This is a genomic window from Nocardia sp. TBRC8007 (genome assembly GCF_056629435.1).
In genome coordinates, this window is record NZ_JBWSOR010000016.1 from 16,355 (window position 1) to 30,923 (window position 14,569).

A 14,569-nucleotide genomic window follows, 5' to 3' on the forward strand; every position below is an offset into this window, starting at 1 on the left:
TATCCTACCGGCGTGGGTGCGATCCATACCTCAGAATCCGATACTGCCGAGCCGAACGGGCGGTTTTCCGCCACATCGGACGCGCGCTTCGCCGCCGAGGTGCGTGAGTGGCTGGCGGAGAACCTCAACGGGGAATTCCGTGTGCTGCGTGGTCTCGGTGGTCCAGGGCGTGAACACGAGGCATTCGACGAGCGCTTGGCCTGGGATCGGCACTTGGCCGCCGCGGGATGGACCTGCTTGGGCTGGCCCAAGGAATACGGGGGCCATGAAGCCACAGTACGCCAGCAAGTGATCTTCCATGAGGAGTACGCCAAGGCCAATGCCCCCGCGCGGGTCTCTCATGTTGGTGAGGAACTGCTGGGCCCGACCCTGCTGGCTTTCGGTACCGAGGCGCAGAAGGAGAGATTTCTACCCGGTATCCGCACCGTCTCCGAATTGTGGTGCCAGGGATACTCCGAGCCCGGCGCAGGTTCGGACCTGGCCGCCATCGCCACTGAGGCGCACCTGGATGGCGACGAGTGGTCGATCAACGGGCAGAAAATCTGGACCTCGTTGGCGCATGTGGCGGACTGGTGCTTCGCCATCGTACGCACCGAGCGCGGCTCTACCAGGCACAAAGGTCTTTCCTACCTGCTGGTTCCGATGAAACAGCCGGGAATCGACGTGCGCCCGATCATCCAGCTGACAGGTACCTCGGAGTTCAACGAGGTCTTCTTCGACAACGCCCGTACTGCGGCCGACTTGGTGGTCGGCGAACCAGGCGACGGCTGGCGCATTGCCATGGGCACGCTTACCTTCGAGCGCGGTATCTCCACCCTAGGGCAGCAGATCCAGTTCGCCCGCGAACTGGCCGATATCGAGGCGCTGGCCCGCCGCAGCGGAGCAGCCGATGATCCACTGATCGCCGAGCGGATCGACCAGGCATGGATCGGCCTGCGAGTGCTGCGTGCACACGCTATGCGCACGATGGAGGGCGCGGGAAGGAGCGATCAGACCCGGAGCGGGCAGCGAGGCGTTGACGACGGTGGCCAGGCGTCGGTGGCGAAACTGCTGTGGGCAAACTGGCATCGCGGACTCGGTGAACTGGCGATGGCGGTGCTCGGCGCTCGCGGACTGGTGGCAGGCGAAAACGATCTCACCGAATGGCAGCGGTTGTATCTGTTCACCCGTGCCGACACCATCTACGGAGGTTCAAACGAAGTGCAGCGCAATATCATCGCCGAGCGGGTGCTCGGCCTGCCACGTGAGGCACGCCCGTGACCGGGCCGTTGTCGGTTGTCCCTGAACCCGTCTCCGGGCATAGCCTGCTGGCCGGACGCACTGCGGTGATCACCGCTGCCGCGGGCACAGGTATCGGCTCCGCTACCGCGCGCAGACTGCTAGCCGAGGGCGCGGACGTGGTGGTTTCCGACTGGCATGAACGGCGTCTGACCCAGTCGGTGACCGAGCTCGCCGAAGAGTTCCCGAACCGGCGGGTTACCTCGATCCCGTGCGACGTGCAGCACACCGAGCAAGTGAACGAGCTGGTGCGCGGTGCGGCCGAGGCTCTCGGCCGGATCGATATCATGGTGAACAACGCCGGGCTCGGTGGAGAAACGCCTGTGGTCGATATGACCGATGAGCAGTGGGACCGGGTTCTGGACATCACCCTCAACGGCACCTTCCGCTGCACTAGAGCCGTGCTCAGCTACTTTCGCGAGGCGGGCCATGGTGGCGTGATTGTGAACAACGCGAGTGTGCTCGGTTGGCGAGCGCAGCACGGCCAGGCGCACTATGCCGCGGCCAAGGCCGGTGTGATGGCGCTGACCAGGTGCAGTGCCATCGAGGCTGCCGAGCTCGGGGTCCGGATCAACGCAGTGGCTCCTAGCATTGCCAGGCACGCTTTTCTGGACAAGGTCAGCTCCACCGAATTACTGGACCGGTTGTCCGAGCGAGAAGCGTTCGGCCGCGCGGCGCAGCCCTGGGAGGTCGCCGCCACGATCGCGATGCTGGCCAGTGACTACACCACTTATCTGACCGGTGAGGTGGTCTCGGTGAGTAGTCAACACGCCTGAGCCGCTGAGGATTCCGCGGTTTCGTTCGTGATCTCCCAGTGTGCTGGAGTGGCGAGCGCGTCCAGCGATAGTTGAGCATCTGCTTGTCCGGCGTCTCCGCCGCGTTCTGCGCACCGCGACGTGATCACCTGCCCATATCGGGCGTCCTGCCTGCGGTAAGGGGCTGATCAGGGAGAAAGAGCGAGCAAGAGGGTGGGGGGATATGCCATGCTGGATGAGATCTGATACGCGCTCTCCAAAGGGGGCGATGGTTATGGGTCCGGATCGCTTGCCCGTACGCGAGCAATTGGAACTCGAATTGGTGCGCGCGGTGGTGTTGGCCAGGCGGCGGTTGGACAGCCTGGCGCGCTCTGCGCTCGCACTCGGTGCCGAACTCATGGAATACACCTCTGAGCATGCTGTCGCGCGGGCTGCCACCCGCATTCTCCAGCAGTACTCCGTCGACGAGGACGAACTCGTTCGTGACCCACGCGATGCGCTGCATGCCGATCTGACGCGCGATCCTGGCGGATGCGGTGGTGAGTCCGAAAGCCCCGACAGCGAAGAGGAAAAGCGGAGACAGCGCCGGACAGCTCTGCTCTGTGAGGTCCGTACGGATTTACTCGAGGTCCTTTCGAGATGTCAAAAGCTCCAATTCGACCGATCTACCTTTGTGAGCGAGATCGCCCGTGGGCTGTGTGCCGCCACTGACAAACTGGTGATCGATGCCGATATGGACACCTATCACGCTTGGCAGCGTGGCATGTTGCTCGGGTTGAGTGAGGTGTCGGTGCCCAACGGTCCGCCGCAGGTGATGGCCACAGTGGATGCGGGGCCAGACCGAGACCCGCTCACCGTGGAATGGGATAGCTGTGAACGCCGTCTCGCGCTCGTCGCGCGGATGACCCGGGCGGGCATTTCGCCCCTGGTGATCTGTGATCGACTACTCGCCGATCTTTCGATTTCCTCCCCGCTGCGCTATTCGGTGCGGTAAGAACGCCTATCGACCAAGCAAATGCTTGGTTGTAGTATAGGGCAGGTGACCGCACTAGATGCCTCGAAGTCAGCACGTCGCAGCGAGCTGCTCGCCTTGGCGGCCGAATTATTCGCAGAGCAGGGCTTGCGCGCCACCACAGTGCGTGACATCGCCGACGCGGCAGGCATCCTCTCGGGGAGCTTGTACCACCATTTCGATTCCAAGGAGTCGATGGTCGACGAGATCCTGCGGGGCTTCCTGGACGATCTGTTCGGTCGTTATCGCGAGATCGTCGCCTCCGGCGTGAGTTCGCGAGCCACCTTGGAAGCCTTGGTGGTCGCGTCCTATGAGTCGTTCGACCGTTGGCATGCCGCGGTGGCGATCTATCAGGCCGAGGCCAAGCAGCTGCGTACCGTGGAGCGGTTCGGTTACATCGCCGACTACAACCGTGAATTCCGGGAATTCTGGCACCGGGTGTTGGCCGACGGCGTCCAGGACGGCAGTTTCCGGCCGGAACTCGATGTCGAACTGGCCTACCGGTTCCTCCGCGACACGGTGTGGGTCGCGGTGCGCTGGTACCGACCTGGCGGCCCCATCACCGTAGCCAATCTTGCCAAGCAGTACCTGACCATCGTGCTCGACGGACTCACCGTCCCAGGGCACAACACGTAGGAGTTCTTACATGTCAGCACCTTCCACGTCCCGTCGTCCGTATGCCCCGCTGCGGGACGCCTACGTGATCGATGCGGTACGCACCCCAGTCGGTAAGCGTGGCGGTGCACTGGCGGGGGTACATCCGGCCGATCTGGGTGCGACCGTACTGCGTGGACTATTGGACCGCAGCCCGATCGACCCCTGCCTCGTGGACGATGTCATCGTGGGCTGCGTCGACAATATCGGTCCGCAGGCGGGTAATATCGGCCGCACCATGTGGCTGACCGCGGGCTACCCCGAGGAGGTCCCCGGTGTCACGGTGGACCGGCAGTGTGGATCCAGCCAACAGGCCATCAATTTCGGCGCGCAGGCCATTATGAGCGGTACCGCCGAAATGATCGTCGCGGCAGGCGTGCAGAACATGAGCGCTATCCCGATCTCCGCGGCCATGCTCGCGGGCAAAGAGTACGGCTTCGACTCACCGTTTGTCGGCGCGCAGGGGTGGGACCACCGCTACGGCACCGGTGAGGTGTCGCAGTTCCGTGGCGCGCAGATAATCGCGGAGAAGTGGGGTATCAGCCGCGAGGATATGGAGCGTTGGGCGTTGCGTAGCCACGAACGGGCCCGTGATGCAGGAAAGAATGGCCGCTTCGACAACGAGATCGTGCCGGTTGGTGACTTCTGGATCGATCAGGGGCCGAGAGAGACCAGCCTGGAGAAGATGGCCGCACTACCCGCGTTAGCCGAGGGCAGTTCGCTCACCGCCGCCGTGGCCAGCCAGATCTCCGACGGGGCGAGCGCGACCCTGCTCGCTTCGGAATGGGCGGTGCAGGAGTACGGTTTGACGCCGCGCGCGCGCATTCACCATGTGAGCGCGCGTGGCGCTGATCCGATTGTCATGCTCAGTGCACCGATTCCGGCGACCAAGTGGGCTCTGGCCAAATCCGGCCTCACCATCGAGGATATCGACGTCGTCGAGATCAACGAGGCCTTCGCATCGGTGGTGCTGGCCTGGTTGAAAGAGACCGGTACCGACCCGGATCGGGTGAATGCCAACGGCGGCGCGATCGCGCTCGGCCATCCGCTCGGCGCCACCGGCGCAAAGCTTTTCGCGACATTGCTCAACGAGTTGGAGCGGGTCGAAGGACGGTACGGTTTGCTGACCATCTGCGAGGGCGGCGGCACCGCCAACGTAACCATTATCGAGCGCCTGCCGCGCTGATCCAGGCCGAATGGCGCGTCGCGACTTCGCGTCGACCGCCGTCGTTACCGGGCGGGCACCTCTGGTCCGCCTTTGGATGAGCGGAGTGACATGGCGGCACCAGAGCTCTGTTCGGCCGCCATTCGACTACCGTCGACAACCGGAGCCAGACTTCGGGTGGCCGGATTACGCTCTTGACGAGTTCGACTCCTCGGCAAGAGCGGCGAGCGAATCGATCTGCGCGACCGCTTCGGTGATCATTCGATCGATGAGTTCTTTGCAGGTGGGCAGGTCATCGATGATTCCGGTGACCTGCCCCGCGGCGAGCACACCTGCCTGGGTGTTGCCCTCGACCAGCCCGGCGCGCAGCAGCATCGGAGTATTGGCGGCCATGACTACCTGGGACCAGCTGAGGTCTTTGGTTTTTCGCATGGCGAGGCCATCGCGGATCATGGTGGACCACTTCATACCGGTCATACTTTTGAACCGGGCCGCGTTGCCTACCGCCGCGGTGAGCCCACGCCAGCGCCCAGCGTGCTCCAGGCGCTGTACCAGCTCGGTGTTCAGCACACGATGCGGCATACCGTCGACCTTGACCGACACCACCGTGTCCTGGAGCTGTCTGCGCAGGTACTCTTGCTTGACAGTATCGGGAACCGTGCTCTCTTCAGTGAGCAGGAACCGGGTGCCCATCGCGACACCTGCCGCACCGTAGGCCAGGGCTGCGGCCAAGCCGCGGCCGTCGAAGAATCCACCCGCCGCGACCACAGGGATATCCACCGCGTCCAGCACCGATGGCAGCAGCAGGGTAGTAGCTACCGGGCCGGTGTGTCCGCCGCCCTCACCACCCTGCACGATCACCGCGTCTGCGCCCCAGGACGCCACCTTGCGGGCGTGCTTGGCAGCGCCGATCGATGGAATGACTACTACACCAGCGTCTTTCAGCTTCGCGATGAGCTCCTGTTTGGGTGCGAGCGCGAAGGAGGCGACTGCTACTTTCTCCCGGATCAGCAGATCGATCCGTTCGGGAGCGTCGGCGGCATCGGCGCGGATATTCACACCGAACGGTTTTGTAGTGTGTGCCTTGGTCTTCGCGATGGCTGCCTCGAGTTCGGCGAAAGTCATCGTAGCGGAGGCGAGGATGCCGAGACCGCCGGCTTCGGCAGTGGCCGAGACCAGGCTCGGACCCGCTACCCAGCCCATGCCGGTTTGCACGATCGGATGTTCGACGCCGACCAGTTCGGTCAGTGCGGTGTGCAGGCGGGGGCTCATGCCGCGTCCGTTTCCAGTGTGAGCGGGCTCTGTGTGGTCATGCCGCACTGCCGCAGCGTGACTCGAACACTCATGATGGGACCTCGTTTTCACGAATATTCTTGGGGTCGAGTACCTCTCGAATAAGTTGCAGCTGCTCAGCGGTGGGTAGTGGTGTCTGCTCTGCCTCGGCGAGATCAGCGATTTCGAAGGAGGTGTTCTCAGCGACTTCCTCGACGGTGACGCCGGGGTGCAGACTGCGGGCGCGCATGGTGTGGTCGGGACCTTCGAAATCGAAGACGCCCAAGTTGGTCACCACGCGGTGCAGGTGCAGGAAGCGGTAGGCCGGCTCGGCAGGGTCTACTTTGTCGTAACCCACACCGGAGACGATATCGACTCGGTCGGTGAAAACGCGTCTGCTATGCCGCGCGACCCAATAACTGGTCGCGTGATTGATCGTATTGCCAGGTGCGCCACGTACCCCGAACATCTGTCGGGTCGGCTGCTGCAGTGGGCCGAACGCCGAGAGGTTCTGGTTACCGAAGCGATCGATCTGGTTGGCGCCCATCACTACGTGCCTACGACCGGAGGCCACCACGTCGAAGACCTTCCGGAACGGGATCCAACCCTCGATCGGTGCTTTGCCGCCTAACGGGGGAGTATCAGCGAGCAGCAATGCCTCGCCGTCGGACAGCAACAGGTCTGGTTCGGTGGTGAGCTTGGCCAGCCGTGCGCCGAGTAGCGCCATCGGAGACATCGGGCTGGCCATGATTTCCCCTGAGCCGTGGAAGATCTCCGCGCAGGCGACCGCGCACACTTCGGCGCGGGTAATGGTCTCGGTGCTGGTCATCACGCCTCCTGTGTTGTGCGGGGGTTCCCGCGCCCCGTCGGCGTGTTGAGTGCTTCGCGATTGTCTCTCATCACGCCTCCTGTGCGAATCGCTGTACGGCGGCCTGATACTGCTCTTCGGAGCCGGACAGGTAGGTATCGATGAATCGCTGCCACGCTTCGGGCGTCTTCGCGGATTCGGCATAGTGCCTCTGGAATTTCTCGTCCCGGTCGTAGCTGTCCGCGGCCAGAGTGAAGTGCGCGCCGTTGGGCGCCTCCACCACACCGTCGACCATCATGCGGTTGAGCAGCAGTGCTTGCAGTGGAACGGTTTTCACTAGTTCCTCGGTTTCCACCACACGTTCCACCGAGACATAGCGTCGTTGTGCGGCCAGGCAGAACAGATCGTCGAAGTACGGGTCGACGCCGGTATAGGCCGCATTGCCGTGTGAGTCGCCCAGATTCAGATGCACCAGTGCCGCGTCGAGATGCAGCGCGGGCATGGCGACCAAGGTCTCTGCCGTGCAGTCCGGCCCAGGGTAAGGGGATTCGATTGTCTTCAGCTCACCTGCCCAGAAGTTCATGACATCTGAGCCGAGCCCGGCGCGGATCGGCAGGAACGGCAGCCGCGCCGCAGCCGCCTCCAACCCGCACTTGAGCATGCCTTCGTCCATCTCGCGGGCGATCAGCGTGCCAGTGGTGCGGGCCTTGGCGAACCACGGATCGTAGAACGGAGGCGAATCGAGCGAGACGAAGCCGTAGTACGCCTTGCGCACCTTTCCTGCCGAGCACAGCAGTCCTAGGTCCGGACCTCCGTAGCCGACTATCGTCAGATCCGTGAGGTCGGAACGAAGGATGGCCCGCACCAATGCCATCGGTTTGCGTCGCGACCCCCAGCCGCCGATGCCGATGGTCATCCCACTGCGCAGTTCGCCGACAACATCGTCGAGTGACATCCGCTTGTCTCGCATGGCGTTCCTCCTTATCGACCGGACTTGCGCGCCGCGAGGTCATCGTCGAACCGGGCGCGAATCTCGTCGGCGACGCCGGCGAGGTTGAGTTCGAAGGTGAATCCTTGCTCGTACCGGTAGCTGCGTTGCACGTCCTGCGTATCGATGCCGTTGAGCGCCCGTTTCGCCGCGCGGATCACCCGTCCGTCCTTGGCTGCGATGTTCTTGGCCAGCTCCAATGCCGCCGCGTCGAGTTCGGCGCGCGGCACCACTTGGTAGACCGAGCCGTAGTGGTGTAACTGCTGTGCGGTAATGGTGCTCGCGGTGTAGAACAGCGCACGCATCAGATGCTGAGGCACTAACCGCGCAAGATGAGTCGCCGCGCCGAGCGCGCCACGGTCGACCTCGGGCAGGCCGAATGTGGCGTCATCGGAAGCGATCACGACATCCGCGTTGCCGACCAGCCCGATGCCGCCGCCTAGGCAGTAGCCATGCACTGCGGCGATCACCGGCACTTGGCACTCGTAGACTGCGCCGAATGCTTCGAAGCAGCCGTGGTTGGCGTCGATCAGGGCTTGATGGCCGGGCTTGCTCTGTATCTCTTTGATGTCTACGCCTGCGTTGAAGCCACGGTTGGCCGCACGCAGCACCACCACTCTGGTGTCCGGATCACGACCAGCTGCGCGTATCTCGTCGGCAATGGCCAACCAGCCATCGGACGGGATGGCATTGACCGGCGGGTAGTCGACCGTGATCACGGTGATGCCGCTTGATTCGGAGTGACGGTTGATCCCCATCGCAAGTCCCATCGTATGTACCGGTGTGGGTGGTTCGGCGAGCATTGGCAAAGCAAGCAGTTGCTTGGTAGATTAGCACGGTGGCACTCGAAATCGATCTGGCCGGCCGCGTCGTTTTGGTGACCGGTGGTGTGCGCGGTGTCGGCGCTGGCGTGAGCAGGGCGTTTCTTACCGCGGGTGCGACCGTTGTCGCGTGCGCGCGGCGCTCGGCTGATGTTCCGGTCGAGGTCGACGGACATGCTGTCGACTATCTGCCGTGCGATGTCAGGGATGCGGACGCGGTAGGCGCGCTGATCGCGACAATCACCGAGCGCTACGGACGGTTGGACCATCTGGTCAACAACGCGGGCGGTGCTCCTTTCGCGCTGGCCGCCGAAGCCAGCAAGAACTTCCACGCCAAGATCATCGAGCTGAACTTGCTCGCTCCCCTGCTGGTGGCGCAGGCCGCGAACGCGGTGATGCAGCGACAGGCCGAGGGGGGCTCGATTGTCAACATTTCCAGCGTCAGCGGGCACCGCCCGTCGCCGGGTACTGCCGCTTACGGTGCGGCCAAGGCCGGTGTGGACAGCCTCACCGCATCACTCGCGGTCGAGTGGGCGCCGAAGGTGCGGGTCAATTCGCTGGCGGTCGGTCCGGTCGACACCGAGCTGAGTCGACTGCATTACGGAGATCAGGCCGGTATCGACGCAGTGGGCCGGACCATTCCGCTCGGTCGGCTGGCCTGCCCGGACGACGTCGGCCGCTGCGCGGTTTTCCTGGCCTCGCCGTTGGCCGCCTATGCCAGCGGCGCGACGCTGCTGGTACACGGCGGTGGCGAGCGGCCGGCCTTTTTAGCTGCCGCCACGGCGCAACATCAGTCCTGAATAACCCGGACATACACGAGAGGGACACAGGTATGGACACCGAGCAGATCTGCGCCGGACGCGTCGTCATCGTCACCGGTGCCGGCCGGGGTATCGGACGGGCGCATGCCCTCGCCTTCGCCGCGGCGGGTGCCCGAGTGGTGGTCAATGACCTCGGTTCGGCATTGGATGGTCTGGCTACCGCGGAGACTCCGGCCGACCAGGTGGTCGCGGAGATCAGGGCGCTCGGTGGCGAGGCTGTGGCCAATGGTGCGGATGTCGCGGAATGGGCCGGGGCGCGTAGTCTCGTACGTCAGGCGGTGGATACGTTCGGCAGGCTGGATGTGCTGGTCAACAACGCGGGTTTTGTGCGTGATCGTATGCTGGTCAACCTGAGTGAAGACGAGTGGGATGCGGTGATCCGGGTGCATCTCAAAGGTCACTTCGCCATGATGCGGCACGCTATCGAGTACTGGCGTGCGGAATCCAAGGCAGGTCGTCCGGTCGACGGCAGGATCATCAACACCAGCTCTGGCGCGGGTCTGCAGGGCAGCGTAGGGCAGGGCAATTACGGTGCGGCCAAGGCGGGCATCGCAGGACTCACCCTGACCGCTGCCGCCGAATTCGCCCGCTACGGCGTTACGGTCAACGCGATCGCGCCTGCCGCGCGGACCAGGATGACCGAGACGGTATTCGCGGAGACGATGGCCAAGCCGGAGGACGGTTTCGACATAATGGCACCGGAAAACGTGTCGCCACTTGTCGTGTGGCTCGGCAGCGCGCAGTCCGCAGCGGTTACCGGACGGATGTTCGAGGTCGAGGGTGGCAAGGTCGCGGTGGCCGATGGCTGGCGGCACGGGGTCGCTGTCGACCGCGGCGCTCGCTGGAATCCGGCCGAACTCGGGCCCGTAGTGGCCGACTTGATCGCCAAAGCGACTCCGTCGGAGCCGGTCTACGGTGTTTGATCAGCGCTGTCGGCGATCCGCACCCTATAAGAATCGCATCCTATAAGGACCACACCCTACAAGGACCACACCCTACAAGGACACTGCACAGCCGCCGCGCGTGTTCGTCGGGCCGACGATGTCAGGACTCATGACCGAGTCCTGACATCCTTAGCTCGGGGTGCGTATGGCTGGGCTCATCGGGACTCGTGCGGTCTGAGCCCATTTCCTTCCGCGGCAGCGGGCTAGCCGAGCAGTGCGGACATAACACGCGGTGTTCGGCTGATGCGGACGGTGAGTAGGAAGATCTCAGCTGATACGAAGAGGTCCGGGTTGTCGCCGGGGGCATAGGGCGGAGCCGCTTCGGAGCCTTCCAGAGCTGATCGACTTCGGGTGAATGCGATCAGTATCGATAAGCAATATTGCGAGACCAGTTTCCTATTCGAATCAATCGGTTATTCAAACCAACCGGTTTGCAAGAAAACTGGTAGAGTACGAACTCTAGCCCCCGTACTCGTGCCGAAAGATGCTATGTGCGTAGATTTTCTCAACAACGCCGCATGCCGACTTAGTTGCCTCGTCATTTCTTCGGACATGCCGACCCGGTGCTGCGACCTTTGCGCTATACAGCACAGCACGGTGCGACCCGTGGGGTCGCACCGTGCTGTGCTGTATAGCGGGAGAACCTACTCGGTGCCGTCTGGAGGAATTTCTGGTAATCCTTCACTGGCCCGTAACTTCTCCGCCATGGAGGTGAGCAGGTTCTGCGATTCTTCGGATAGGTCGAATGCTCTGCTTGATAGCCTCCGTAGCCCGTAGCCCGTAGCCCTGCAACTGGGACAGTAGCTCCAGATCATGATCGATCTTGGCGGCATAGATGTCGTTGAAGAAGTAGTCCGGCTTGACCTTGAAGAACTTCGCCAACGCGGACACTGTCTCATCGGATGGGTTTGTCCGCTGTCCCGACCGCAACTGCGATAGGTACGGTTTCGAGATCGGATGCCCGGAGGCGGTCAGCGCCGCCGCCACCTCCGCGTTGGTGTGCGGCTTACGCCCAGGGGGATGCACGGTTTCGAACAGCTTGTTCAGCCGCGCCGCGAAATCAGCCATTGTGAGCCGCCCAATTCCCTTCGCTGTACTAACAGTCGTTATCTCGGATACGTATCATTGATATTAGCGGCTCAGTAACTGAAAACCTACGCTTGATTCCAGATTTCCTTGAAGCTTCTAGGTCGGATCATGGCGAAGCCGCTGGGGCGCTTGCGTTTGCGGGGTACCCCAACGGCTCTCGAGAATGAGCGATATGACTGGATTCTAGCCCGTCGTCGCGGTCTTGTAGCAGAAGATGTCGTTAGCCGCAAGGTAACTGACATCTTCCTGGTGGAGCTGTTCATGTGCGCGTGTGGCGTATGACACTTTTTTCCTTGTGGGGAATGAAACTTCAACTAACCCAGTGGGAATGGTTGAAGCATTTACAAGCGTTCGATGATAGTTCCTGTCGCAAGTGCGCCACCGGCGCACATGAGTACCATCGCGGTGCTGCGGTCGGAGCGTTCCAGTTCGTGCAAAGCTGTTGTGATCAGGCGTGATCCAGTGGAGCCTACGGGGTGTCCGAGTGCGATCGCGCCGCCGTTGACATTGACCCGATCCAGATCTGGCCGGTGTATGGAGGCCCAAGAGAGCGGAACCGAGGCGAACGCCTCGTTGATCTCGAAAAGATCGATATCGCCGACAGACATCCCGGAGCGCTCCAGTAGTCGGGTGCACGCCTGCACGGGGCCGTCGAGGTGGAACTCGGGTTCGGCGCCGACTACCGCCTGAGTAACGATTCGCGCTCTCGGTGTCAAACCAGCTCGCTGTGCCGCCTTTTCGTCCATCAGCAGGACTGCTGCGGCGCCGTCAGAGATCTGCGAGGACGACCCCGCGGTGTGTACGCCGCCCTCCAGGACCGGCTTCAGCTTGGCCAGACTTTCCACTGTAGTCGCGCGCAGCCCCTGATCCTTTGTCACATCTAGCTTTTCGCCGGTGAGATTGCCTTCCTTGTCGACTGCGGGCGCGCTGATGGTGAGCACTTCGCGATCGAAACGGCCTTCATCCCACGCCTGTGCAGCCAGGCGCTGTGAGCGTGTGCCGAACTCGTCCACATCAGCACGAGTGATACCGCGCCGCTTGGCAATTCGTTCCGCTGCCTCGAACTGGTTGGGCAGATCGATATTCCACGAGGCGGGTCTACGCGGTCCGGCGTTCTCGCCGACGTTGGCGCCCAGTGGGACTCGGCTCATCGCCTCCACGCCGCAGGCCATGCCGATCTCGATCGCGTCCGCTGCGATCAAGCCGGCGATCAGGTGGTTGGCCTGCTGTGCCGAGCCGCATTGTGTGTCGATGGTGGTAGCTCCGACCTGCCATGGCAGGCCTGCGTGCAGCCAGGCCACCCTGGTGACATTGTTGGACTGCTCGCCCGCCTGCGTGACACAGCCACCGATAACCTGCTCGACGTGCGCGGGGTCCAGATGTGCGCGTTCGAGCAGTCCGCGTTGGGTCAGGCCGAGCAATTCGGCCGCGTGCAGGCCGGACAGCCAGCCGCCCCGCTTGCCGATCGGGGTTCGCGCGGCCTCGACGATTACCGGTGTGCCCATGTCCAACCTCTCCTCGCGGGACGGAAAACTGAAACGAGTTCATGACACGAGTGGAGGTGGAATCGGATCGGTTTCTTTCCACATTCTCGCACCTGTGCTTGAATGATTATAGAACGTGTTTCAGTTTCTCGAAGGAGACATCTGGTGGTAGACACTGGGAATGCCCGGCCGAATCTGCCGGACGGATTCGACGTCACGGATCCAGACATCTACGCCGAGCGCCTTCCGGTCGAGGAGTTCGCAGAACTGCGCCGGACCGCGCCGATCTGGTGGAACCCACAGCCACCTGAAGTCGGCGGCTTCCACGATGACGGCTTCTGGGTGCTCACCAAGCATGCTGATATCAAGGAGGTGTCGCGGCGCGATGATGTGTTCTCCAGCTATGCGAACACCGCCATCCCGCGATTCAGCGACATCATCACCCGCGAGCAGATCGAGCTGCAGCGCGTCGTCCTGTTGAATATGGACGCGCCCGAGCACACCAAACTGCGCAAGATTGTCTCACGTGGGTTCACGCCACGGGCGATAAACGGGCTGCGCGCCGAGCTCTCGGCCCGCGCCGAGGGCATCGTGAAGGCGGCGGCCGAGTCGGGCTCCGGTGATTTCGTCACCCAGGTCGCGTGTGAATTACCGTTGCAGGCCATCGCCGCACTGATCGGCGTCCCCCAGGAAGACCGGATGAAGCTCTTCAACTGGTCCAACGAGATGACCGGCTATGACGACCCGGAGAACACCGCCGATCCGGTCGCAGCCTCTGCAGAGATCCTGGGTTACGCCTACCAGATGGCGGCTGATCGTAAGCAGTGCCCGGCTGACGATATCGTGACCACGCTGATCGAGGCCGATATCGACGGTGACAAGCTCACCGAAGAAGAGTTCGGCTTCTTCGTGATCATGCTCGCCGTCGCGGGCAACGAGACTACGCGCAACGCCATCACCCAAGGCATGATGGCGTTCCTGGAGAACCCCGACCAGTGGGAACTGTTCAAGAAGGAACGCCCTGCCACGGCCGCTGATGAGATCATCCGCTGGGCTACCCCGGTCACCTCGTTCCAGCGGACCGCGCTGGAGGATTTCGAACTCAGCGGCGTGCAGATCAAGAAGGGGCAGCGGGTGGTCATGCTCTACCGCTCGGCCAACTTCGACGAAGAGGTCTTCGACCATCCGGAGAAGTTCGACATCATGCGCGCGGACAACCCGCATCTGGCCTTCGGCGGCACCGGCGAGCACTACTGCATCGGGGCGAATCTGGCCAAGCTGGAAGTCGACTTGATCTTCAACGCTATCGCCGACCACTTGCCCGACATCACCAAGGTCGGCGACCCGAAGCGTCTTCGCTCGGGTTGGCTCAACGGGATCAAGGAGTTCCCGGTCGACTACAAGGCCTGTCCGGTCGCGCACTGAGACAGCGAAAAGGTCCTCGTATCGTGGGAGACGCGAGGACCTTTTCCGTGTGC

At 62.8% G+C, this 14,569-nt stretch carries 13 protein-coding genes and 1 pseudogene; 8 read left to right on the top strand and 6 right to left on the bottom strand.

The window, feature by feature from the left end:
- Positions 1-21 precede the first annotated feature (21 nt).
- From ACX4ZE_RS14260 to ACX4ZE_RS14280, 5 genes are all read left to right on the top strand, one after another.
- Positions 22-1,260: an acyl-CoA dehydrogenase family protein gene (locus ACX4ZE_RS14260; RefSeq protein ID WP_480273970.1), complete on the top strand. Its 1,239-nt coding sequence runs from the start codon at positions 22-24 to the stop codon at positions 1,258-1,260.
- Positions 1,257-2,054: an SDR family oxidoreductase gene (locus ACX4ZE_RS14265; protein ID WP_480273893.1), complete on the top strand. Its 798-nt coding sequence runs from the start codon at positions 1,257-1,259 to the stop codon at positions 2,052-2,054. Before ACX4ZE_RS14260 ends, ACX4ZE_RS14265 begins: the two co-directional genes overlap by 4 nt.
- Before the next feature lie 214 nt (positions 2,055-2,268).
- A complete protein-coding gene (locus ACX4ZE_RS14270; RefSeq protein WP_480273894.1) occupies positions 2,269-3,027 on the top strand; it encodes a hypothetical protein in 759 nt (252 codons plus the stop codon).
- A 21-nt stretch (positions 3,028-3,048) separates the two neighbouring features.
- The gene (locus ACX4ZE_RS14275) at positions 3,049-3,681 is read left to right on the top strand and encodes a TetR/AcrR family transcriptional regulator (RefSeq protein WP_480273895.1); all 633 of its coding nucleotides are present in this window, start codon (positions 3,049-3,051) and stop codon (positions 3,679-3,681) included.
- Between the two features lie 10 nt (positions 3,682-3,691).
- Complete coding sequence (locus ACX4ZE_RS14280) at positions 3,692-4,885, top strand: acetyl-CoA C-acetyltransferase (protein ID WP_480273896.1); 1,194 nt, start codon at positions 3,692-3,694, stop codon at positions 4,883-4,885.
- Between the two features lie 165 nt (positions 4,886-5,050).
- On the opposite strand, the gene ACX4ZE_RS14285 is transcribed toward ACX4ZE_RS14280, so the two are convergent.
- From ACX4ZE_RS14285 to ACX4ZE_RS14300, 4 genes are all read right to left on the bottom strand, one after another.
- Entirely contained in the window at positions 5,051-6,136 is a 1,086-nt protein-coding gene (locus ACX4ZE_RS14285; protein ID WP_480273897.1) for an NAD(P)H-dependent flavin oxidoreductase, read from the bottom strand.
- Positions 6,137-6,206: 70 nt separating this feature from the next.
- Positions 6,207-6,965, bottom strand: coding sequence for a CoA-transferase subunit beta (locus tag ACX4ZE_RS14290; protein ID WP_480273898.1), 759 nt, complete (start codon positions 6,963-6,965; stop codon positions 6,207-6,209).
- A 70-nt stretch (positions 6,966-7,035) separates the two neighbouring features.
- Positions 7,036-7,914 carry a CoA transferase subunit A gene (locus ACX4ZE_RS14295; RefSeq protein ID WP_480273899.1) on the bottom strand — a complete coding sequence of 293 codons (879 nt, stop codon included), beginning with the start codon at positions 7,912-7,914 and terminating at the stop codon, positions 7,036-7,038.
- An 11-nt stretch (positions 7,915-7,925) separates the two neighbouring features.
- Positions 7,926-8,690 carry an enoyl-CoA hydratase family protein gene (locus tag ACX4ZE_RS14300; protein ID WP_480273900.1) on the bottom strand — a complete coding sequence of 255 codons (765 nt, stop codon included), beginning with the start codon at positions 8,688-8,690 and terminating at the stop codon, positions 7,926-7,928.
- A gap of 80 nt (positions 8,691-8,770) precedes the next feature.
- Between ACX4ZE_RS14300 and ACX4ZE_RS14305 the strand changes: the two genes are divergently transcribed.
- Together ACX4ZE_RS14305 and ACX4ZE_RS14310 are read left to right on the top strand one after the other, a co-directional pair.
- A complete protein-coding gene (locus tag ACX4ZE_RS14305) occupies positions 8,771-9,553 on the top strand; it encodes an SDR family oxidoreductase (RefSeq protein ID WP_480273901.1) in 783 nt (260 codons plus the stop codon).
- A 32-nt stretch (positions 9,554-9,585) separates the two neighbouring features.
- The gene (locus ACX4ZE_RS14310) at positions 9,586-10,497 is read left to right on the top strand and encodes an SDR family oxidoreductase (protein WP_480273902.1); all 912 of its coding nucleotides are present in this window, start codon (positions 9,586-9,588) and stop codon (positions 10,495-10,497) included.
- Positions 10,498-11,162: 665 nt separating this feature from the next.
- Here ACX4ZE_RS14310 and ACX4ZE_RS14315 read toward each other — a convergent pair.
- Positions 11,163-11,586 (bottom strand): annotated as a pseudogene (locus ACX4ZE_RS14315) (helix-turn-helix domain-containing protein).
- A 362-nt stretch (positions 11,587-11,948) separates the two neighbouring features.
- Entirely contained in the window at positions 11,949-13,112 is a 1,164-nt protein-coding gene (locus ACX4ZE_RS14320) for a steroid 3-ketoacyl-CoA thiolase (RefSeq protein WP_480273903.1), read from the bottom strand.
- 102 nt (positions 13,113-13,214) lie between these two features.
- Here ACX4ZE_RS14320 and ACX4ZE_RS14325 point away from each other — a divergent pair, with 102 nt between their 5' ends.
- Positions 13,215-14,516: a cytochrome P450 gene (locus ACX4ZE_RS14325; protein ID WP_480273904.1), complete on the top strand. Its 1,302-nt coding sequence runs from the start codon at positions 13,215-13,217 to the stop codon at positions 14,514-14,516.
- Positions 14,517-14,569: the final 53 nt, after the last annotated feature.